Origin of the sequence: Micromonospora vulcania, assembly GCF_042658605.1 — a bacterium.
GTDB classification, from domain to species: domain Bacteria; phylum Actinomycetota; class Actinomycetes; order Mycobacteriales; family Micromonosporaceae; genus Micromonospora; species Micromonospora vulcania.
This window is the reverse complement of record NZ_JBHSQS010000016.1, coordinates 32993-52853: the sequence shown is the minus strand read 5'-3', so window position 1 is coordinate 52853 and position 19861 is coordinate 32993. Positions and strand designations below refer to the sequence as shown.

Below are 19861 nucleotides of genomic sequence, written 5' to 3'. Positions count from 1 at the left end.
CGTTGACACTGGAGCAACCGTTTGCATTAATTGGCCACACCCACGTGACCGCCGCCACATCGGACGAAGGGGCCGCCGTGCCAGTCACCATTCGGGACGTCGCCCGCGCCTCCGGGGTGCACATCTCGACCGTGTCCCGCACCTTCTCGGCACCGCACCTGGTCAACCCGGAGACCCGGGTCCGGGTGCTGGCCTGTGCGGAGGATCTGGGCTACCGGCCGAACCGGGCCGCCCGCGCCCTGATCACCGGGCGGACGCACAACATCGGGCTGATCATCGCGGACATCGCGAACCCGTTCTTCCCTCCACTGATCAAGGCGGCCGAGAGCCAGGCGCGGCACCGCGACTACCACGTCTTCGTGGCCGACACCAATGAGGACCCGGCCGCCGAGGAGGAGTTGGTCCACGCGTTGGCCAAGCAGGTGGACGGGGTGCTCCTGTGCAGCCCACGGATGAGCAACAGCCTGATCGAGCAGCTCAGCCGCGAGGTGCCGCTGGTGGTGGTGAACCGTCAGGTGGCCGGTCTGCCCTGCGTGCTGATGGACGTCGGGCAGGGTGCGCGCGCGGCGATCGAGCACCTGATCGGCCTGGGCCACACCCGGATCGCGCTGCTCGGCGGTCCGCGCAGTTCGTGGACCAACCGGGAGATGCGCCGAGCCGCCGCCACGGCGGCCCGCGCCGGTGGCGCGGAGTTGACCCTGCTCGGCCCGAACGCGCCCACCGAGACCGGTGGCTCCGCGGTCGCCGAGCAGGTGCGGCGCAGTGGCGTGTCGGCGGTGCTCGCCTACAACGACCTGATGGCGATCGGCCTCATCGAAGGGCTGGACGCGCTCGGGGTCCGGGTGCCGCAGGAGGTGAGTGTCGTCGGTGTCGACGACATCGCCCTGAGTCGGCTCACCCGCCCCAAACTGACGACCGTGGCCACGCCCACCGCGGCTGCCGGCCGGACGGCCGTCGACATGTTGCTGCAACAGGACACCGAGTCACCGCGCGGTGCGCGGGGGCCCGGTGCCGGCACAGCGATCGGCGTCCGTCGTACCACCGCACAGGTAATGCTCCAGACCGACCTGGTCATCCGCGACTCGACCGGTCCGGGCCCGCAGGCCCGACCGGCACGTCCCCTGGCCGCGCCGCAGGGCCCGGACCCGCATTGCCCTGCGGGCCCGGGCACCCCGACCGCGGCCACCGGTGACGCCGTCGCCTCCTAATGCCGAGGAGTGAGCGCACATGCACCCCGCAACGTCCCCCACCGCCAGCGCGCCCATCGGGCGCAATCACCGTACCCCGCTGCCCCGACGGCGGTTGCTGCGCGGCCTGCTCGCCGTGACGGTGGCCGCGCCGCTGATGTTCGGCGCCGCAGCCTGTGGCGACGACGACGCACCGGCCGACCCGAACGCCCCGGTCAAGCTCTCCATCTTCTGGTGGGGCGGCGACGCCCGGGCCAAGTTGACCGAGGACGCCCTCGCCCTCTACACCAAGAAGCACCCGAACGTGACCTTCGAGAAGACCTGGCAGGCCAACCAGGGCTACTTCGACAAGCTGGCCACGCTCACCGCCGGCGGTAACCCGCCGGACCTGTTCCAGATCGACGACAACTACCTGGCCGAGTACGCGGCGCGCAGCACCACGCTGGACCTCACCTCCTACCAGAAGTCCGGCAAGCTGGACACCTCCAAGTTTCCGGAGAGCCTCTGGCAGTACGGCGTGGTCGACGGCAAGCTCGCCGGTCTGGCCGCCGGGGAGAACACCCAGGGCCTGGTCTACAACAAGACGCTGCTGGCCAAGCACAGCCTGCCCGAGCCGACCACCGGCATGACCTGGGAGCAGCACATCGCCTGGGCCGAGCAGGTCACCGCCAAGACCAAGGTCCCCGGCACCCAGGACCCCAGCGCCGACTACAAGGCGTTCTGGGTGTGGCTGCGTCAGCAGGGCAAGGACCTCTACAAGGGCAAGGATCTGGGCTTCACGGCCGAGGACGTGACCAAGTGGTTCGACCTGTGGAAGGGCGCCCGGGACCGCAAGGCGACGCCGACCGCCGACGTCATCCACGAGGGCAACTCCAGCGACATCACCAAGCAACTGGTGGTCACCGGCAAGTCGGCGACCTCCTGGGTCTGGGCCAACCAGATGCCCGACCTGAAGAAGAACACCAAGGACGAGCTGGGTGTGATCGCCTACCCGGGTGACCCGAGCGCGCAGTGGGCCCGGGCGTCGATGTACTGGTCGGTGTTCAAGGGCAGCAAGAACAAGGACGTCGCGGTCGACGTGATCAACTTCCTGAACAACGACCAGGAGGCGGTCAAGCTGCTCGGCACCGACCGGGGTCTGCCGTCCAACCAGGACCTGCGCCGGGTGGTCAGCGACGACACCACCGACCCGGCCATGAAGCAGTCGATCGCCGTCGAGGCCGAGCTGACCCAGAAGTTCGGCAAGTCGCCGCAGGTGCCGATCAAGGGGCACAGCAAGGTCCGCTCGGAGCTGATCAAGGCCGCCGAGAACGCCCAGTACGGCCGGGCCACCACCGCCGCGGCCGCCGCGCAGTTCGTCGAGGCGTGCAAGTCCGCCATCGCCTGACCGCCCCACCAGGCGAGGAGAGGAGTTGCTCGTGGCGTTGACCACGGCACCCGACCCGACCCGACCTGATCCCGGATCCGTCCGGGCCCACGCCGACCGGCGTGGGCCCGGCGGCTTCCGGCTCAGCGAAGGTCTGGCGGGGTACGTCTTCCTGTCGCCGTGGCTCATCGGCCTGATGGGCGTCACGGCGATCCCGATGCTGCTGTCGCTCTACCTGAGCTTCACCAACTACGACATCCTCACCCCCTTCTCCGAGGTGCAGTGGGTGGGGCTGACCAACTACGAGCGGATGTTCACCGCCGACCCGTCGTACTGGCACGCGGTGCGGGTCACCCTGACCTTCGCCCTGGTCGCGGTGCCGCTCAAGCTGGCCGCGGCGCTCGGCGTGGCGCTGCTGCTCAACCGCGCCTGGCGCGGGGTCGGCGTGTTCCGCGGGCTGTTCTATCTGCCGTCACTGCTCGGCGGCAGCGTCGCGCTGGCCATCGTCTGGGTCAACATGTTCAACCGCGACGGCGCGTTCAACTCGCTGTTGAGCCTGTTCGGCATCGAGGGCAAGCCGTGGGTCAACGACCCGGACTGGGCCCTGGAGACGTTGATGGTGCTGGCCATCTGGCAGTTCGGCGCGCCGATGGTGATCTTCCTGGCCGGGCTCAAGCAGGTGCCCACCGAGCTGTACGAGGCCGCCTCGGTGGACGGCGCCGGCCGGTTCCGCAAGTTCCGCAACGTCACCCTGCCGATGCTCTCCCCGGTGATCTTCTTCAACCTGGTGCTGGAGACGATCAACGGTTTCCAGGGCTTCACCGCCGCGTTCGTGCTCAGCAACGGCACCGGCGGCCCGGTCGACTCCACCCTGATGTACACGCTGAACCTCTACATCACCGGCTTCACCGACCTCAACATGGGCTACGCCTCGGCGATGGCCTGGGTGTTCCTGCTCGCCATCGCGGTGCTCACCGCGATCTTCTTCAGCACCGGGCGGTTCTGGGTGCACTACTCCGACGGGGAGGACCGGTGACGGTGACGGTGACGCGGGCACCGGTCGCTCGCCGACGCCCCAGTGGGCGGCCCGTGCTGCGGCTGGTGATCCTGGTGGCGATCGTGGCCGTGGTGCTCTATCCACTGATCTGGATGGTCGGCACCTCGGTGAAGTCCCAGGAGGAGATCGTCAACAACATCGGGCTCCTGCCCGAGCGGTTCACCCCGGGCAACTACACCGCCGGGTGGTCCAACTTCGACGTCAGCTTCGGCCGGTTCTTCCTCAACAGCACGATGGTCAGCCTGCTCACCGTGGTCGGCAACGGCCTCTCCTGCCTGCTGGCCGCGTACGCCTTCGCCCGGCTGCGGTTCCGGCTGCGCGGGATGTGGTTCGCCGTGATGATCGGCACGCTGCTGCTACCCCAACACGTGCTCATCGTGCCGCAGTACATCCTGTTCCGCACCCTGGGGCTGGTCGGCGGTGAGTGGCCGTACCTGCCGCTGCTGATCCCGCAGTTCCTGGCCACCGAGGCGTTCTTCGTCTTCCTGATGGTGCAGTTCATGCGGGGCATCCCACGCGAGCTGGACGAGGCGGCCCGGATCGACGGCGCCGGCCCGTACGGCATCTTCCGGCACGTCATCCTGCCGCTGAGCCGCCCGGCGCTGGTCACCACGGCGATCTTCTCGTTCATCTGGACCTGGAACGACTTCTTCCGGCAGCTCGTCTTCCTCTCCCAGCTGGAGGACTACACCGTGCCGGTCGCGCTGACCCTCTTCATCGACTCCACCAGCCAGAGCGCGGTCGGGCCGATGTTCGCCATGTCGGTGCTGTCGCTACTGCCGGTCTTCCTGTTCTTCGTCGCGTTCCAGCGGATGCTCGTCGAGGGGATCAACACCAGTGGCATCAAGGGCTGAGCCGACGGAGACAGGCGAACGCCGGGACTGGCGCGACGTCGTACGCGACGCCGCCGACCTGGCACTGCTCGGCATCCTGCTGGTGCTGGCGTCGGCGCCACTGGTCACCGCCGCCGCGGCGGTCGGCACGGCCAGCGCGGCCGTGCACGACTGGACCCGTACCGGCAGCTGGCCGTCGGCGCGGACCACCCTGGGCCGGTTCGGCCGGTCGGTACTGCCCGGCGTACCGGTCAGTCTGCTCACGATCGTGGTGGCCGGGCTGCTCGCGGCGGACCTGGCGGCGTTGGCCACCGGCCGGGTGCCCGGGGGTACACCCACGCTGCTGGTGACCGCGCTGGTCACGGCCGGTCTGGCCGGGTGGGCCGGGCTGGTCGTCGTCGAGGTGGGCGGCAACGGGGGCGGGCGGTGGCGGGCCGCGGCCCGGTCCGCCGCCCGGGCCTGCCTCGACGCGCCCACCCGCTGGGCCACGCTCACCGGGGTGACCGCGCTGGCCGCGCTGCTCGCCGTGCTGGTCACTCCGGTCGCGGTGCCGATCCTCGCCGGCTACACAGTGGCCGCCCTGCACGCGGTCGCCCGTCGTCGGCCGGTCCCCGCCCGTCCGGAGCTGCCGTGAACGCCGAGGAGCCGGCACGACTGCTCGTCGGCGGCACCGAGGTGGCGCGGTACGTGGTCGACCCCGCGCTGGACGCGCGGCACGGACCCCGGCCCTACCTGCACCCGGTCCGCACACTCGGCGGCACGGTGGTGACCGACGCGCTGCCCGCCGACCACGTGTGGCACCTCGGAGCCTCCCTCGCCGTGCAGGACGTCAACGGCACCAACCTGTGGGGTGGGCGCACCTACGTCCGCGACGTCGGCTACACCTGGCGCGACGACCATGGGCGGATCGCGCACACCGGCTGGTCGGCCCGGTCCGCCGACCGGCTCGCACACCGACTCGAGTGGCGCGACCCGCACGGCGCGGTGCTGCTCACCGAGCGCCGCCAGCTCACCGCCGTCGCACTGCCCGAGGCCGGGCCGTCGGACGGCGGCGGGCTGTCGGCCTGGCGGCTGGACTTCGAGTACGCGCTGAGCGCCCCGGCCGGGCAGAACGTGCGGTTGGGCAGCCCGGCGACCAACGGCCGCCCCGACGGGGCCGGCTACGGCGGCTTCTTCTGGCGGGCGGTGTCGGCCGAGCCCGCGTCGGCGTTCAGCGCCTCGGCGACGGGGGAGCAGGCGGTCAACGGCTCCGCCGAGCCGTGGGTCGCCCTGCACGGCACCGGGCCGGACGGTCGTGCGTACACCCTGGTCTTTTCCGGTCTCGGCGACGGCGACCGCTGGTTCGTGCGGGCGGCGATGTACCCGGGTGTGGGGGTGGCCTTCGCGTTCGAACGGCCGGTCACCATCTCCGCCGGCACCGAACGGCGAGGCCGGCACCGCGTGGTGATCGCCGACGGCGCCCTGGATTCCGCCACGGCCGCGGCGCTGGCCGCGCCCAGCACCCCCACCGTCAGTCCGAGCCGCCAGCCCGGGCGGGCGCCGCGACCGTCACCCGCAGGGCCTTGACGATCGCCGGGATCGAGCCGATCAGCAGCACCAGCCCCCAGATGATGGCGATCACCGCGAAGACCAGTGCCGCCACGTCGTCCACGATGCTGACCAGGATCACCGGCACCAGGTTGTGCAGGAACTCCAGCACGACCGTGCACAGCAGGGTGGTGAGGATCAGCAGGACGAGGCCCTTGTTCTGCAGAAAGCGTGGCTGCGCCAGCACCAGCAGCCCGGCCCAGACCAGCTTGAGCAGCAGCACCAGGCCGAGCAGAACCGCCGCCTCGCCGACCGGGAAGAATCCCCACAGGGCCAGGTACGCCAGCGTGCCGAACGGGACGGCCAGGAACAGCGACACCATGATCATCAGCTCGATGAAGGCGATGATCAGTGCGATCAGCCCGACGATGATCAGGATGATCGAGAAGATCAGGGTGGCGACGCCCTGCACCCGGCCCTGGATCCGTTCGGGCAGCAGCATGCCCAGGCAGAACAGTCCGGTGCTCCAGACCGCCACCGCGTCGATCAACGCCAGGTAGCCGGTGCCCCGGCCGGACGGCTCGCTGACCCCGGACACGTCGTCGAGTTCCACGTCCAGCGCGCCGGCGCTGTCGGCCAGGGCGGCACCGGCGTCGGCGCCGCCGAGCAGCAGCCCGGCGCCCAACTCCACCCCGATGGCCAGGACGACGGCGAGCATCGCCAACAACAGGAACGGCTTGCGCAGGTCACCCACGACGGCGCCTCCCTCTCGATGCTCTTCGGCTCAGGACGGGGCGACGGTGACCGTGCAGCCACCGAGGCCGGGACAGGTGACCGCGATCTCGGTGGCCTCGTCGACGGCGACCTTCGCCACCGCGCCGGTGCCGTCCGAGGCCGGCTCGACCTCGTCGCGGATCGTCAGGTCGGCGTCCCCGGGCGCCGGCGCGGTTACGGTGAACCGGGCCGCGCTGCGCAGCACCAGGGTGCGCAGCCCACCGGGGTCGGCGACCCGCAGCACGCAGGTGCCGGAGAAGACCAGCCGATCCGGCTCCTCGGCGCAGTCCGCGCTGACCGTGGCCGGGTCCACCGCGCTGCGCTCGCCGCCCAGCGCGCCCAGCCGCTCGATCAGCCCGTGCTTCGCGCCCGGGTCACCCGGGTCGTCGCGCCCGGCGCTGACCGCGACCACGAACAACGCCACCAGCAGGACGGCGAGCAGCCCCAGCAGCGCCTTCTGCCGGCCGCTCATCGCGCGGCGGCCGGCGTCACGACCTCGGTGAACCGGATCGTGTCGACCCCGGCGAAGTAGAGGTTGGTGCCCTGCGTCTTGCCGACCACCACCAACGTGAGCCGGTGCGGACCCTTGGTGAGGCGGACCGTGCCCACGTCCAGGAATTCGGTCTTCTGCACGGTCGGGGTGAAGCCGAGGAACGCGCCGCCGACCTGGCTGCCGTCGATCGCGAAGACGGTGTTGGCGTAGTCGAAGGACGTGGTGCGCACCGCGGCGAGACGCCAGGTGGCGTCGGCCGAGATCTGCACGGTCAGGGTGACCTGGTCGCCGATGGCCAGCCCCTGGAAGAACAGCTGCTTGTCCTCGGACCAGGTCAACCCGCAGCAGTTGGGCTGCGCCACCACGGCCGCCTTGCTGCCCTGTGGCGTCTCGACGACCGCGCCGTCCACCAGGCTCTCCGCCTCGATGGTCACCACCCGGGGCTTGCCCGGCGCCGGCTCGCCGCGGGTCAGCAGGACCACCGCCACGGTCGCCACCACCAGCACCAGCGCCGCCGCCGCGGCGATCCACGGCCACGGGGTACGTTTCGGCGGCGCGACCGCGCGCACCTCGTAGGTGACCCGGCCGCTGGACCGGGAACTCTCCTCCGGCGCGGTGTTCGCCGAGTACGCGAACCCGGTCATGTCGTAACGCCGGGGCGGGGTGCCCGCCGGCACGGCGAGCTTGACCAGGAACGACACCGAGCCCTGGCCGGGTACCACCCGCTGCGGCTCGGTCACGGTGAACCAGGCGCGCTGGGAGCCGTCGCCGGGGGCCACGTCGAACACCACCGTGTCCGGGGCCAGGCCCGGGTTGGAGACGGTGAAGGTCAGCTCACCGGAGTTGCGCGGATCGAGGGTGAACTGCTCGGCGGCGGCGACGACCGCCCACTCGGTGGTCATGGGGACTCCTTCGTGACGACGATCTCGACGGTGGCCGAGGCGGGCTTCTCCGCCTCGACGATGCGGGTGATCACGGCGAGCTGCCCGGCGGCGACCGCCGGAAGCCGCACCACGACGTGGAACGGCCGGTCCGCGGGTTCGTCGATCGCGAAACCACTCAACCCGGTGGCCAACTCAAGGGCCCTGCGCATGCCGTACGGGGTGCCGCGCCAGCGGGCCAGCAGCGCGGCGTTGGCCACCAGATCGCGCAGCCGACCCACCGGCAGCGGCAGTGGGGCGTCCGGCCGGGGCGAGGCCACCACATGATCCATCGCCACCCAGCGGGTGAGCTGCGCGACCAGCCGGTCCGGTGCCCGGTACGGGTCGAACAGGGCGTCCACCTCGGCGAGGATCGCCTCGTCCGGGGCGTGCAGCTCCTCCATCACCTCCAGCAGCGCCCAGAGCACACTGCCCGGTACGCAGGCCCGCTGGTACGCCGCGGGCAACAGCCGTTCAATCGCCGAGCGTCGCATCCTGCCGCACCACCTCGATGTCGTGCTCGCCGGAGCAGAGCAGCCAGGTGTCCGGGACGGTCACCACGTCGGCGGTGGCCTGGTTGGCGCTGGCGGTCCAGTCCACCCCGGTCGCGCTGCGGTAGACACCGCGTTCGCCACCGGCCAGGATCAGCCGCTCCGCCGCCGGGTCGGCACCACCGGTGGCGGTGGCGCCCGCGTGACCGCTCACCGCGATGGCGTCCACCGGCACGAACCGGGTCCGGTCGCGCAGTGGCAACCCGCAGTTGACCATCACCGGTTGCCACTGCGGCTGGGCGGCCAGGGTGTCCAGTCGCAGCACGCCGCCGCTCTGGGTGGCCGCCAGCGCCAGCTGCCCGGCGAAGGTGAGATCCCGACAGGTGCCGCCGATCCAGCCGGCCTGCACCGCCTGCCACTGCACGTCGGACTCGAACAGCCGGGTGCGATGGCAGCCCTGACCGGGCTTCTTCGGGTCCGGCTCGCCGGCGCCGCTCCACAGCAGGGTGGCCGGGCCGTCGTACTGCACCGCCAGCACCCGGTTGTCGACATTGGACAGGCCGACGTGCTTGAAGCTGTTCGGCCGGCCACCGGCGGTCGACAGGTACACCCCGAAGCTGGCCTGCGCGGCGACCGCCACGCCCGGCACGCCCCGCTCGGAGACGAACGTGCGTACCGCGTAGAACCCCCGGTCGGCGTCGGACGGGTCGACCAGGATCTGCAACGGCACCGCGCCGGGCAGCAACGACACCTCGTACAGGCCGGTGTCGGTGGCCACCAGCAGCGCACCCGCGCCGTCGCGGTCCAGCCAGGCCACGTCGGAGATCCGCGAATCCAGGTCGGTGAGCAGCGACCACGTCTCACCCAGGTCGGTGCTCAGGTGCACCCGTGAGCCGCCGGAGGCACGCAGCGTCACCACGGCCACCGAGCCGGGACGCGGCACGATCCCCGGTCGCACCGGTGCCGGCGCGGGGGCCACCCGCAGCACCGTCTCACCGTCGAACCGCCCGGCCGGCTCCCAGCCGGCACCGCCGTTGCTGGAGCGGAACAGCACCGCGCCGCGCCCGGCGTACCAGGTGCGGGGCTGGTACTGGTCGACGGCCAGCGCGCGCACCTCGGCGTCGGGCGCCTCGTCGACCACGAACCGCACCGACTCGACGTACCGCACGCCCGGCTCGGCGTGCTCCAACAGCCGGTACACGTTGGACGCGCGCAGCGGCTCACCGAACGGCCAGCCGGTCGGGTTGAGCGCGGTGGGCAGCGGGCTCAACGTCTGGTGCAGCCGGTCGTGGATCCGCCGACGGACCGCGTCCACGTCCTCCTCCCGCCGGACCACCACCCGCGCCCGGATCGAGACCGCCTTCAACCGCACCCAGGTCGCCCGCGACTGGATGCCGACCATCCGGCGTTGCTCCAGGTCCAGCTCGACCCGACGCCGCGCCTCGGGCACCTCGTGCTCGCGCAGCACCGCCACCGGCAGCCGTCCGCCCGGTCGGGCCGTCGCCGGCACGTACGGCACCAGCACCACCTCGACCTCGCCCGGACGGGCGAAGCTGTACACGGCGGCGCGGGTGAACGCCCGGGCCCGGGCCACCGCGCCGGAGCTGGTGGCCAGCACCTCGAAGTCGCGGGCGGTGACCGCCCGCTGCTGGGCGAAGAACTCGTACGGGCCGCGCAGCAGCACCGACTCCAGCGCCTCCATCTCCCGGCCGCCGGCCGCCGGCGCCGGGTTGTCCACCCGTACGCCGGGCAGCGGGTCGCGCAGGCTGGTCAGCGTGCCGGCGGCCACGTTGCCGGTGGGCCCGCCGCCGGCGCGGTACCAGAGCCGGATCTGTCGTCCGGCCGGTGGCACCGCCGCCACGGTCACCGGTGAGGGCGCCGTCCCAGCCGACGCCGAAGCCGGCGTCGGGTCGCCGGGCTGGGCCGGGTCGACCGGCGTCGGTTCGCCGGGTGCGGCCGTGTCACCGTCGGCCGGCGGGAGCTCGCCCGGTACGGCCGGACCGGCGGCGGGCCGCAGGTCCAGGGCGGGCGCGAAGGTGACCGTGCCCGAGCAGCGGTCCACCAGGTACACCTTGGCCTGCGGGCCGAGTCCGGCGAAGCTGTCCACCGGCCGCCAGATCTCGAACGTACGGCCGTCGTGCTCGCGGGCCGCCGCGCCCAACTCCACCGTGCCGGCCGGCACCTCCACACCGAGCAGCAGGTCCAGTGCCTCGGCGGTGTGCGCCAGCGGGGCGTGTGCCGCGCGCAGCACCTGGCCCGGCTGGCCGGTGCCGACGCCGATCAGCTCCGCCTCGACCGGCTCGCAGTGGTGCATCCGGACCGTCACCGACGCCTCGCCGGCGGGCAGCAGCGTCGGTTCGGTGGTGACGAACACGACCGGCCGGGGATCGGCGCCCCGGGCCGCCGCGACCCGTTGGCCGACCGGGATCCGTACCGCGCCCCGGTCGCTGCCGGTGCGGGTGAACCGGACGTCCGCCCAGGCCGCGGTGGGCCCGTGTCGGGTCACCCCGAGCAGGTTCAGGAACGAGACGTACGCCTTCTCCGGCAACTGGTTCAGCCGGTAGATCATCACCTCGGTCAGGTGGGCGAACGCCTCCACCAGCGCCATTCCCGGGTCGTGCGCGGACAGGTCGGTCCAGGCCGGGCAGGACTGCCGGATTCTCTCCCGGGCCTCGGTGACCAGGTCGAGGAACGCGCGGTCGTCCAGGTGCGGCACGGGCAGCGTCATGACGGTCCTCCCGATGCCGGTTCGTCGATGGGGAGCAGGTCCACGGAGAAGACCAACTGGCCGGGTGTCAGGCTGGCCCGGACCCGGTAGTCCAGCCGGATCACCAGCCGCCACGCGTCGTCCGGATCCGGCCCGGCGTCCACGTCGATCACCTCGACCCGCGGCTCCCAGCGCAGGATGGCCTGCCGGACATAGTGGATGGCCAGCCCGGCCGTGGTGTCGTCGTTGGGCGCGAACACCAACCGGTGCAGCCGCGAGCCGTACCCGGGCCGCATCAGCCGCTCGCCCGGCGTCGTGGACAACAGCAGGAACAGCGCCTGGCGTACGCTCTCGTCGCCCTCGGTCATGGCCAGGCCGCCGGCCGCGGTGAGCGCCAACCCGCCGTTGCGGCCGGCGTCGAAGCCGGCGCCGACGAAGCGGAACGCCCTCATCGGTCCGCCCCCAGGAAACGCTGGCGGGCGTCGCGCACGGTGTGGTGGACCAGGCCCGGAGGGGTGCCGTTGGTGAACCCCTCCAGGTTCGACAGCACCACCCGGTGCCCGTCGATCCGGAGCCAGTCGCTGTAGCCGACCCGGACGTTCTGCGTCTTCGAGCAGGCCTTGATGGTCGGGCCGTAGTTCGGGCAGGCGATGATCTTTCGTCCCTCCGGGTCGTCGTCCACCAGCACCGGTACGGCGGTGATGGTCACCCACTGCTGCGACGGCCGGTTCTCGACCCGGCCGTCGTGGTCGCAGAGGATCACCGAGTCGCGGTGGATCCAACGCATCAGCCGCCTCCTTCGTGGTGTGCGAGGGCGAGCGCGCGGGCCCGTTCCGCCGCGGTGGTCGGGTCCTCGGTCGACTCGGCGTGCAGGAAGTCCACGCTGCGGGCCCGCACCACCAGCGCCCGGCCGGGCGCCGAGATCACCAGGTCGGTCGCCGCGTGCAGGGTGGCCAGGTCGGGGGTGAGCTCCAGCCAACTGCCCCCCTCGGTGCCGAGCCGCAGACTGCGCTGGACATCGTCGACGACGATCGACTGCCCGCCGGCGGTACGCAGCGTCCACCGGCGGGCCCGGCCGTCGTCGATGCCCGTGTCGTACGGCTCGACGGTGCCGAACAGGGAGCCGAGCACGATGCCCGACGCCGGCTCGCCGCCGGGCAGCACCACCAGCACGGTGTCGTCCGGGTCGGGCAGCGCCACCAGACCCTTGCCGCGCCCGGCGCCGGGGCAGAGCACGGCGAGCCAGCCGGCGTCCAGGTCCCCGTACGCCGGCAGGGTCAGTCGTACCCGGCCCAGCCCGTCCGGGTCGTCGACGTCGGTGACGGTGCCGAGGGTGACCACCGCGCCGCCCGATCCGGTGCCGCTGGCCGGGGCGGTCGGCGGGAGGGTGGAGAAGCGGGTCAGGTGGCCGTCGCCGTCCACGGTGTGCACCACCTCGGTCAGCACGTACGCCCCGGCGACCGGGTCGGGCACACCGGTCAGGTCGATCCGCCGACCCGGCCGTAGCGCCGGGTCGCCCTCGGCCACCCCCTCGGCCGTGACCAGCGCGGCGGCGCGGGTGTCCAGCCGCGCCTGGGCCAGCGCCGCCAGCTCGTCGTCGCTGCGGCCGGGCTGGTCCACGGCGGTACGCACCCCGTCGGCGCCCACGTCGGCCGGGTCCGGGCGGTCCCCGGCCGGTCGACCGCAGCGCGCCTCGTCGGCCTGCTGGCTGATCGGTTCGGCCCGCTGCGGATGCCAGCCCAGCGCCGCGCTGGCACCACTGGCCTGGTCCAGGTTGGTGGCCAGCCGCAGGCTGTGTACGCCAACCCCGAGGGCGAGCGCGACCGGTTCCCCGTAGCCGGCGAGGGTGATCAGCCGGACCCCGTCGCCGTCGGCGGCCAGGTGCAACCCGGCCCGACCGGTCACCTCGCGGAGCAGTTCGAGGTCGCTGTGCCGGTGTTGCAGCAGGCGCTCCAGCCGTGGCCCGTCGGTCTCCGCCGTGACGTCCAACCCGACCTCACCGCACAGCTCCCGGGCCAGCTCGGCGGCGGTCACCGAGGTGAAGACCCGCAACCCCTGTCGTTTGCGCAGCCGGTGCAGCGCGTCGTACGCGCGCAGCCGCAGCACCGCCGCGCCGTCGGCGGCGTACTCGACCTCCACGCAGGTGACCTCCCCGGTGAACAGCGCGTCGGGGTGCTCGGCGAGCCGAACGTCCAGCGACGTGCCGGGGCGTACCGCCGGGTCGAACGCGCCGCCCCCGGCGGTGGTGGAGAGCACCAGCTCCGCCTGGGTGGGCTGGTCGAGTCGGGCCGCCACCCGGAGCGAGCGGATCCGTTGACGGGCCGCGTCGGCCAGCTCGACGCCGTCCAGGAGGACGGTCAGCGCCCGGGGCGCGACGCTGGTCACGGCGTACCCCCGGTGCTGCCTGGTCCGGTGGCGGCGGGGCTGCTGCCGGGCGGTGTTCCGGTCGTACCGCCCCAGGCCGCTGGCGCGGTGGCGATCGAGGCGCCCACGAACGACGCTCCGGCGCCCACCGCGTTGGCGACCGCACGGGCCACCCCGGCCAGGGCCGATCCGCCGCCGGCCGGGGTCGCACCGGTCGGCGGGATGGCCAGCGTGGTGCCCGCCGGCACGGCTAGGGGGTCGGTGATCCGGTTGTGCTCGGCCAGCAGCCGCCAGCGCAGCGGCGAGCCGAGCGCGTCGTTGGCCAGCAGGTCGAAGCGCACCCCGGAGCGGCCCGGCTCGGCCGCGCCGTCGCCGGCGGCGACCACCGCGCTGCCCGGGGCGGCGGTCGGTGTGCTCGCCGCGGCCAGCTCCTCGGCGAGGCCGGCTTCCGCCTGGTCCGCCGTCTCGGCCGCCCGGACCAGCTTCAGCCGCAACCAGGAGCGCCGCGGTGAACCGGTGCCGGTGAACGCGTCGAACCGTTCGGCCACCGCGATGATCACGCCGGGCACATTCCAGGTCTTGCCCCAGACCAGCCGGACCAGCGGCGGTCGCAGCCACCCGTGCTCGGCGGCGGAGTTCTCGGCCAGCATCCACAGCGGGCGGGTGAGCACCCGTACGTCGCTCGGACGGACCTGTGCCTCCACGAAGTCGACGTCGAAGAGCAGGTCGAGCACCAGCTCGGTCCGGCCTCCGCCGGTGAAGACCAGCGGGTCGTCGGCCAGCCCGGACCCGGTGAGCTGCCCGCCGGCGACACCTCGCTGGCGTACGCCGGCGAGCCGGGTCACCTGCACGGTCTCCGGGTTGAGCAGACAGTCCACCCGCTCCCCGGAGGAGTCGATGAGGAAGGCGACGCGCTCCATCAGTCGCCCGCCTGTTCCCGGTCCAGGCGACTCACCTGGGTCGCGTCCAGCGCCGCACCGGGCACCGTCCACAACGACCGGTCGTCCGGCAGCTCCGGCCACAGCCCTCGGAACGCCGCCGACCAGTCACCCGATTGTGCTCCCAGCCCGCCGGTGACCGGTCCTGCCCGGTAGGCCCCGTGCCCTGCCCGACCACCTCCGATCCCTGCCCCTGGCTGGTCGTCCGGCAGCGCCGGCCAGGGGCCGCTGGCTGCGAGGCGGGCACTGTCGGGTGCGCGGTCACCTGTCCCGGACGCCGTGTGCGGTGGACCGGCCGACCTGCTCCAGTCGTCGGCCGGGTGCTGCCCGCTGCCCGCACCGCTCGGTGACGCGCTGCCCGGCCGCCCGCCCGGCCCACGATCGACCGTGAACCCGGCCCGGTCGGTGCCGAACCCGTTTCGGCGGGCCGTGAACCCGTCTGCGTCGGCCGTGAACCCGTCTGCGTGGGCCGTGAACCGGTCTGCGTCGGCCCCGAACCGGTCTGCGTCGGCCCCGAACCCACGCACGTTCGTCACGGGCCTGTTCAGGTCGAGCTTGTGATCTCGACTGCCTGGTTCGGGCCTGTTCTGTCCGTTGTCGATCGAGGTGGCAGCAGATCTTGGAGGGAAAGCGCCCCGGGAAGGGCCGGAATCATCCAAGATCCGGTTCGATCTGTTCAACCTCAGCGTCGGGGCGGGAGTGGTGGGGGTAGCTGCCGCCTCGGTGTGCTCGGCCCGAGGGTGCGGTGCGGCGGTGTCGGAGGGTGCGCCGAGTGGCCCGGAAGCTGCGGGGCGGATCGTCGGCCAGGACGGTGCGGCACCCCGCCCTGCCCGTCCAGACCCCGCCGACCCGCCCTCGCCCGTCCCGCCAACGGTGCCGTGCCTGCCCGCCACGCCCCCGGGCGCCGATCCAGCGAGCCCAGGCGATCCAGGCGGCCCTGCCGATCCAGCCGATCCAGCCGGCCCTGCCGATCCAGCCGATGCTGCCGAGACGTCCGGACCGTTCGGTGCACCAGGCCCTGCTGGCGAGCCGAACCGGCGGCGAAAGCCCAGCCGGGCCGGCCTCGTCCCGCCGGCCGCCGGTTCACCCGGCGTCCGGAATGCCATCCCGGTCGCCGACGAACCGGTGGCGCCGCCAGCGCCAGTCGGGTCAGAGACACCGCCGCCGCCCGACGAGGAGGAGCCACCGAGCCCGTGGACGCCGGACGCACCCGCCACCTGTCGCTCGTCCGGCCGCAGGAATGCGTCGCTCGTACCGGAGAACCCGAAGTCACCCGACGGCCCGGCGGGGGACCGGTGGCCCGGCTCGGCAGTGCCGGGGTCGGCCGGCGGCGCACCAGCGAACCCGGCCCAGCCGACCGGCCCGTCGGCGTCCGAACGGCCAGGCTGGTCGTCGCCGGCACCCCGGTCCGCGGGGTCGGACAGGCCCCGCTCGGCCGGGGGTACGTCGAGTTCCAGGTCGCGCAGGAGACCGGGGGCGTGCGTGGTGACCAGGTCCAGCCAGTGCTGGGGTGGTTCCCCGGAGCGGCGGGGCCTCGCCGGCTGGGTCCCCACCGGTTGGGGCGCGGTCGAAGCGGTGGATTCGACCCGCCCGGCGAGGCGCTGCACCGCCCCGGCCGCCGAGCGCAGACGCCCCGCCAGCCAGCTACGCGGGAGTCGGCGCGGTGGCACCGCCGGACTCCAGCTCCAGGCCCTCGTAGCGCAGGGTCAGCGACGCTATGGCGATCTCGTGGCTGAGTGTGTTGAGGTGCGCCCCGCGCCACCGGGTGGGCCAGGCGTCGATCAGGTTCCAGCGCAGCACCTCGGCGGTGCCCACGGAGTCCAGCAGCACCACCGAGACGTTGCGGCGGTTGAGCGTGCCCTGGGCGGTGGCGTTCACCCAGTCCCACAGTTCGCGGGACGCGGTGAGCCCGAAGTGCAGCGTCACCGGCTCGTACTCGGCCTGGCCCGGGACCATCCGCATCCGGCCCAGGCCGTGCTCCCGGTACGGCTGACCGGGGATGTTCACCTCCAGCCCACTCATCTCGGTGAAGTGACCGTTGGTGACGCCGTTGATGAGCAGCCGGAAGTTGTAGGCCCGGTACGGGTCAACCGGGGCGCCGGGCTGAGGGGTGGCTGTGGTGGGCGGCATGTCAGCCTCCGATCGTCTCGGTCTCGGTGCCGCCGGCCCACTGGCTCAGCTTGAACACCACGAATTCGGCGGGCTTGACCACGGCGATGCCGATGTGGGCGATCACCATGCCCGCGTCGCGAACCTCCACCGGGTTGGTCTCCTCGTCGCACTTGACGAAGAACGCCTCCTCCGGGTTGCGTCCGAGCAGCGCACCGTCGCGCCACACCCGGGTCAGGAACGCCCCGATGTCCCGCCGGATCGAGCGCCACAGGGTGAAGTCGTTGGGCTCGAAGACCATCCACCGGGTGCCGTTGGCGATCGCCTGCTCGATGGCGATGCTGAGCCGGCGGACGTTGAGGTAGCGCCACTCGCTGGCCTCGGCGGCGAGCGTACGAGCGCCCCAGACCCGGATGCCCTCGCCGGCGAAGTAGCGGATCACGTTGACGCCCTTGGGGTTGAGCACGTCGTGCTCCGGTCGGGTGACCAGGTAGCCCAGGTCGACCGCGCCGCGTACCGGCTCGTTGGCCGGTGCCTTGTGTACGCCCCGCAGGGCGTCGGTGCGGGCCCAGATGCCGGCCAGGTGCCCGCTCGGCGGGGTGAGTTCCAACTCCCCGCTGATCGGGTCGCGTACCCGTATCCAGGGGTAGTAGAAGGTGCCGAACTCGGACTGGCGGGGCCGGAACGCGGCCCCCTCGTGGCCGCCGGAGCCGCCCGGCCCGGCCGAGCCCCCGGACCCGCCCGAACCTCCGGACCCGCCCGAGCCGCTGGCCGGGGCGTCGCTGGGCTTGGGCGGTTTGCCGGAGGACGGCGTGGCGACCCGGGTCAGCGCGGAGATGTCCTCGATGTCCGGCGCTGGGTCGCAGATCGCCACCATGGTGCGGGTGCGCTCGGCCATGCTCAGCAGCGCCTCGTGGGCCACCACGTCGTGGAACCCGGGTGCGGCGATGATGGAGATCTCGTCGACCGCCTCCAGCAGTTGCAGGCCACCGCGCCGTTGCCCGGTGCCGGTGATCGCGCCGCCCTCGCCGACGTTGACCACCCAGCAGCGGGCGCCTCCGTTGTCCAGGAAGCCGAAGACCGCCCGGGCCAGCGGGGTGCTCTCCGTCTCCTCCCCGCCGGCGAAGAGCCGCAGGAACTCGGTCCAGTTGTTGACCGGCACCGCTCTGCCCAGTTGGGCGTTGCGGTCCGGTGCGACGCCGACGAACGCGGCGATGCTGGTGCTCGCCGGTCCGATCGGGCGTGCGCCGCTGGGGACCTCCTCGACATAGATGCCGGGGGAGAAGTAGCTGGGCATCGGTCCTCCTGTGCGGGTGAGCGTCAGTGGGTCGGTGGCGCGCAGACGATGACGATGTCGTGGTCGGCAGGGTCGACCTCGGCGGTGAGCACGAGGCCGCGCCCGGTCAGCCGGAGCCGGACCGGGCCCGGGTGCTCCGGGTCGTGCGGGACACCGACGATCAGGAACCGGCCGTCGGGGTCGGTGCGGGTGGCGGACGCCATGCCGGGCAGTTCGACCCGCATCTGGGCCAGCGGCTGGTCCTCGGGGCCGACGACGCGGCCGGCGAGCGTACGCATCGTGAGCTGCCGCAGCCGCAGCGGTTGCAGCACCGGCGGCGCGGCCGGGGTCGGGTGGTCCACCTGGGCCGGTACGTCGATCAACAGCGCCGGGCGGGGCGCGACGCCGAAGGCGGTCCACAGTGCCGCGTCGCCCGCCTCCAACACCACCGGGTAGCTGCCCTCGCGGGTCGCGGCGGTCAGAACCCGGTCCAGGACGGGCAGCCCGGCCGGCCCGGTCACGCAGAGCAGGTAGCGGACGGTGAACCGGTATGGCTCGCGGACCGCCCCGCTGGAGCGGGTCTGTCGGGCCGGGCGCAGATCCATCGGCCAGAGGGTGAGCCCAGCGGTGTCGTCGTCGGTCCGGGGCGGGCCGACCGGGACGGGTGCCCCCGCCGCGCTGGTCAGCCAGGCTGCCAACTCGGCGGTGGCCGTCTCGATCGGACCGCGCCCGTCGTTGCTCATCGCGGCGGCGTCCCCTGGATCCGGTACGCGATGGCCTCGTTCCAGACGTGCGGGTAGACGCCGATCTCGAAGTAGCGGGTGAAGCGGTTGATCGGCGCGTTGGTGTGGTCGTGGTAGAGCAGCCACACCGGTGCGATGGTGAACAGCACGTAGTTCGCCAGCACCAGCGGGATGTAGAGCGGACCGAGCAGGCGTCCCTGGAAGATGTGCACGTCCTCGTGCCGCTGGATGCCCGAGCTGGAGCCCGCGCAGACGGTGCCGATGGTGGTGGCGTAGCGGGGTGAGACCCCTTCCACCACGCTGACCCGGCCGCTGCCCAGCGAGGTGGGCCGGTCCAGCGAGTGCCCGAAGATCAGGTGCACGGCCAGGTAGATGGCCCCGACGAATGTGTTGAGCAGGCTCCAGGTGTGGTCGACGATGAAGAGCAGGACGCCGCGGGCATCCGAGCCGTAGACCCCGGCCGAGGCCACCGCCCAGCCGAAGACCCCGCCGACGAGCAGGCCCAGGACGGCGCCGACGAGCAGGCCGACCGGACCGCCGGCCAGGAGGCCGACCAGGGCGCCGAAGGCGATCTGCACCGCCGCGCTGATGATTCCGAAGATCATGACGTCACCCCTCAGACCCAGGAGCGCAGGATGCGAGGCTCACGACCCGCGGCGACCTGGGTAGGCGACGCCTGGGTGGGCTGCCGGTTGCCGGGAGGGAACTGGTTGATGCCGAGGGCGGCCGAGAAGATGACCAGCGCGTTGAAGAACGCGATGATCCACTTCTCGCCGCCGGCCTCGTCGGCGAACGCTGCGGTCAGGTAGGACAGCACGAGCGCGACGCCGATGGCGATCCACTTGCGGGCCTTGTCGCCGCTGGGGCCGATGAGCCCGCCGATGACGTTGGCGGCCAGCAGGGTGGCGGCGCTCGCGCCGGCGATGGTGCCCAGGGCGGTCCAGGTGAAGAGATCGTTCATGGCGATCCCCCTTCGATTCTGCGAGGTGCGACCGGAATGAGGTGGTGGGGAGGTCCGGTGCTCCCGGCGGGAGCACCGGTGCCGGTCGCCGTCGTCGCGGGGCGCCGGGGCCGGA

20 protein-coding genes are annotated in these 19861 nt (G+C 72.7%); 6 read left to right on the top strand and 14 right to left on the bottom strand.

The annotated features are described in order from the left end of the window. The first annotated feature begins 77 nt into the window (after positions 1–77). From ACFQGL_RS23725 to ACFQGL_RS23700, 6 genes are read left to right on the top strand one after another with little or no spacing between them, the layout of a single operon-like run. The gene (locus ACFQGL_RS23725; protein ID WP_377514570.1) at positions 78–1208 is read left to right on the top strand and encodes a LacI family DNA-binding transcriptional regulator; all 1131 of its coding nucleotides are present in this window, start codon (positions 78–80) and stop codon (positions 1206–1208) included. Between the two features lie 19 nt (positions 1209–1227). Then, positions 1228–2574 carry an ABC transporter substrate-binding protein gene (locus tag ACFQGL_RS23720; protein ID WP_377514569.1) on the top strand — a complete coding sequence of 449 codons (1347 nt, stop codon included), beginning with the start codon at positions 1228–1230 and terminating at the stop codon, positions 2572–2574. Positions 2575–2605: 31 nt separating this feature from the next. Beyond that, a complete protein-coding gene (locus ACFQGL_RS23715) occupies positions 2606–3589 on the top strand; it encodes a carbohydrate ABC transporter permease (RefSeq protein ID WP_377514568.1) in 984 nt (327 codons plus the stop codon). A gap of 8 nt (positions 3590–3597) precedes the next feature. Next, positions 3598–4464 carry a carbohydrate ABC transporter permease gene (locus ACFQGL_RS23710; protein ID WP_377514659.1) on the top strand — a complete coding sequence of 289 codons (867 nt, stop codon included), beginning with the start codon at positions 3598–3600 and terminating at the stop codon, positions 4462–4464. Continuing rightward, positions 4448–5077 carry a hypothetical protein gene (locus tag ACFQGL_RS23705; protein WP_377514566.1) on the top strand — a complete coding sequence of 210 codons (630 nt, stop codon included), beginning with the start codon at positions 4448–4450 and terminating at the stop codon, positions 5075–5077. Before ACFQGL_RS23710 ends, ACFQGL_RS23705 begins: the two co-directional genes overlap by 17 nt. Beyond that, positions 5074–6009 (top strand): DUF6807 domain-containing protein, encoded by a 936-nt coding sequence (locus ACFQGL_RS23700; protein WP_377514565.1) that lies wholly within the window; start codon positions 5074–5076, stop codon positions 6007–6009. Before ACFQGL_RS23705 ends, ACFQGL_RS23700 begins: the two co-directional genes overlap by 4 nt. On the opposite strand, the gene ACFQGL_RS23695 is transcribed toward ACFQGL_RS23700, so the two are convergent. The 14 genes from ACFQGL_RS23695 to ACFQGL_RS23630 all read right to left on the bottom strand — a co-directional run bounded on the left by ACFQGL_RS23695 (position 5954) and on the right by ACFQGL_RS23630 (position 19746). Further along, positions 5954–6724, bottom strand: coding sequence for a hypothetical protein (locus ACFQGL_RS23695; protein ID WP_377514564.1), 771 nt, complete (start codon positions 6722–6724; stop codon positions 5954–5956). The genes ACFQGL_RS23700 and ACFQGL_RS23695 overlap by 56 nt on opposite strands. Before the next feature lie 30 nt (positions 6725–6754). Next, entirely contained in the window at positions 6755–7216 is a 462-nt protein-coding gene (locus tag ACFQGL_RS23690) for a hypothetical protein (RefSeq protein WP_377514563.1), read from the bottom strand. Continuing rightward, positions 7213–8139 carry a hypothetical protein gene (locus tag ACFQGL_RS23685; RefSeq protein WP_377514562.1) on the bottom strand — a complete coding sequence of 309 codons (927 nt, stop codon included), beginning with the start codon at positions 8137–8139 and terminating at the stop codon, positions 7213–7215. Before ACFQGL_RS23685 ends, ACFQGL_RS23690 begins: the two co-directional genes overlap by 4 nt. Beyond that, positions 8136–8651: a phage tail protein gene (locus tag ACFQGL_RS23680; RefSeq protein WP_377514561.1), complete on the bottom strand. Its 516-nt coding sequence runs from the start codon at positions 8649–8651 to the stop codon at positions 8136–8138. Before ACFQGL_RS23680 ends, ACFQGL_RS23685 begins: the two co-directional genes overlap by 4 nt. Further along, entirely contained in the window at positions 8632–11376 is a 2745-nt protein-coding gene (locus ACFQGL_RS23675; RefSeq protein WP_377514560.1) for a putative baseplate assembly protein, read from the bottom strand. Before ACFQGL_RS23675 ends, ACFQGL_RS23680 begins: the two co-directional genes overlap by 20 nt. Beyond that, entirely contained in the window at positions 11373–11807 is a 435-nt protein-coding gene (locus ACFQGL_RS23670; protein WP_377514559.1) for a GPW/gp25 family protein, read from the bottom strand. The genes ACFQGL_RS23675 and ACFQGL_RS23670 overlap by 4 nt, the downstream gene beginning before the upstream one ends. Then, positions 11804–12142, bottom strand: coding sequence for a hypothetical protein (locus tag ACFQGL_RS23665; protein ID WP_377514557.1), 339 nt, complete (start codon positions 12140–12142; stop codon positions 11804–11806). The genes ACFQGL_RS23670 and ACFQGL_RS23665 overlap by 4 nt, the downstream gene beginning before the upstream one ends. Next, on the bottom strand, positions 12142–13740 hold the full coding sequence (locus ACFQGL_RS23660; RefSeq protein WP_377514556.1) for a phage baseplate assembly protein V: 1599 nt from the start codon (positions 13738–13740) through the stop codon (positions 12142–12144). Before ACFQGL_RS23660 ends, ACFQGL_RS23665 begins: the two co-directional genes overlap by 1 nt. After that, entirely contained in the window at positions 13737–14639 is a 903-nt protein-coding gene (locus ACFQGL_RS23655) for a CIS tube protein (protein WP_377514555.1), read from the bottom strand. Before ACFQGL_RS23655 ends, ACFQGL_RS23660 begins: the two co-directional genes overlap by 4 nt. Positions 14640–16301: 1662 nt before the next feature. Beyond that, positions 16302–16787 carry a phage tail protein gene (locus ACFQGL_RS23650; protein ID WP_377514554.1) on the bottom strand — a complete coding sequence of 162 codons (486 nt, stop codon included), beginning with the start codon at positions 16785–16787 and terminating at the stop codon, positions 16302–16304. Position 16788: 1 nt separating this feature from the next. Continuing rightward, positions 16789–18063, bottom strand: coding sequence for a phage tail sheath family protein (locus tag ACFQGL_RS23645; protein ID WP_377514553.1), 1275 nt, complete (start codon positions 18061–18063; stop codon positions 16789–16791). 23 nt (positions 18064–18086) lie between these two features. Beyond that, complete coding sequence (locus ACFQGL_RS23640; protein WP_377514552.1) at positions 18087–18785, bottom strand: carboxypeptidase regulatory-like domain-containing protein; 699 nt, start codon at positions 18783–18785, stop codon at positions 18087–18089. After that, entirely contained in the window at positions 18782–19390 is a 609-nt protein-coding gene (locus ACFQGL_RS23635; RefSeq protein ID WP_377514551.1) for a glycine zipper family protein, read from the bottom strand. The genes ACFQGL_RS23640 and ACFQGL_RS23635 overlap by 4 nt, the downstream gene beginning before the upstream one ends. Before the next feature lie 11 nt (positions 19391–19401). After that, positions 19402–19746: a hypothetical protein gene (locus ACFQGL_RS23630; RefSeq protein WP_377514550.1), complete on the bottom strand. Its 345-nt coding sequence runs from the start codon at positions 19744–19746 to the stop codon at positions 19402–19404. Positions 19747–19861: the final 115 nt, after the last annotated feature.

Bases quoted from the DNA above. Each gene is read 5' to 3' on its own strand.
- ACFQGL_RS23685 (WP_377514562.1), bottom strand. From the start codon at position 8,139: ATGACCACCGAGTGGGCGGTCGTCGCCGCCGCCGAGCAGTTCACCCTC.
- ACFQGL_RS23665 (WP_377514557.1), bottom strand. From the start codon at position 12,142: ATGCGTTGGATCCACCGCGACTCGGTGATCCTCTGCGACCACGACGGC.
- ACFQGL_RS23670 (WP_377514559.1), bottom strand. From the start codon at position 11,807: ATGAGGGCGTTCCGCTTCGTCGGCGCCGGCTTCGACGCCGGCCGCAAC.
- ACFQGL_RS23690 (WP_377514563.1), bottom strand. From the start codon at position 7,216: ATGAGCGGCCGGCAGAAGGCGCTGCTGGGGCTGCTCGCCGTCCTGCTG.
- ACFQGL_RS23645 (WP_377514553.1), bottom strand. From the start codon at position 18,063: ATGCCCAGCTACTTCTCCCCCGGCATCTATGTCGAGGAGGTCCCCAGC.
- ACFQGL_RS23680 (WP_377514561.1), bottom strand. From the start codon at position 8,651: ATGCGACGCTCGGCGATTGAACGGCTGTTGCCCGCGGCGTACCAGCGG.
- ACFQGL_RS23635 (WP_377514551.1), bottom strand. From the start codon at position 19,390: ATGATCTTCGGAATCATCAGCGCGGCGGTGCAGATCGCCTTCGGCGCC.
- ACFQGL_RS23650 (WP_377514554.1), bottom strand. From the start codon at position 16,787: ATGCCGCCCACCACAGCCACCCCTCAGCCCGGCGCCCCGGTTGACCCG.
- ACFQGL_RS23720 (WP_377514569.1), top strand. From the start codon at position 1,228: ATGCACCCCGCAACGTCCCCCACCGCCAGCGCGCCCATCGGGCGCAAT.
- ACFQGL_RS23675 (WP_377514560.1), bottom strand. From the start codon at position 11,376: ATGACGCTGCCCGTGCCGCACCTGGACGACCGCGCGTTCCTCGACCTG.
- ACFQGL_RS23640 (WP_377514552.1), bottom strand. From the start codon at position 18,785: ATGAGCAACGACGGGCGCGGTCCGATCGAGACGGCCACCGCCGAGTTG.
- ACFQGL_RS23630 (WP_377514550.1), bottom strand. From the start codon at position 19,746: ATGAACGATCTCTTCACCTGGACCGCCCTGGGCACCATCGCCGGCGCG.
- ACFQGL_RS23655 (WP_377514555.1), bottom strand. From the start codon at position 14,639: ATGGAGCGCGTCGCCTTCCTCATCGACTCCTCCGGGGAGCGGGTGGAC.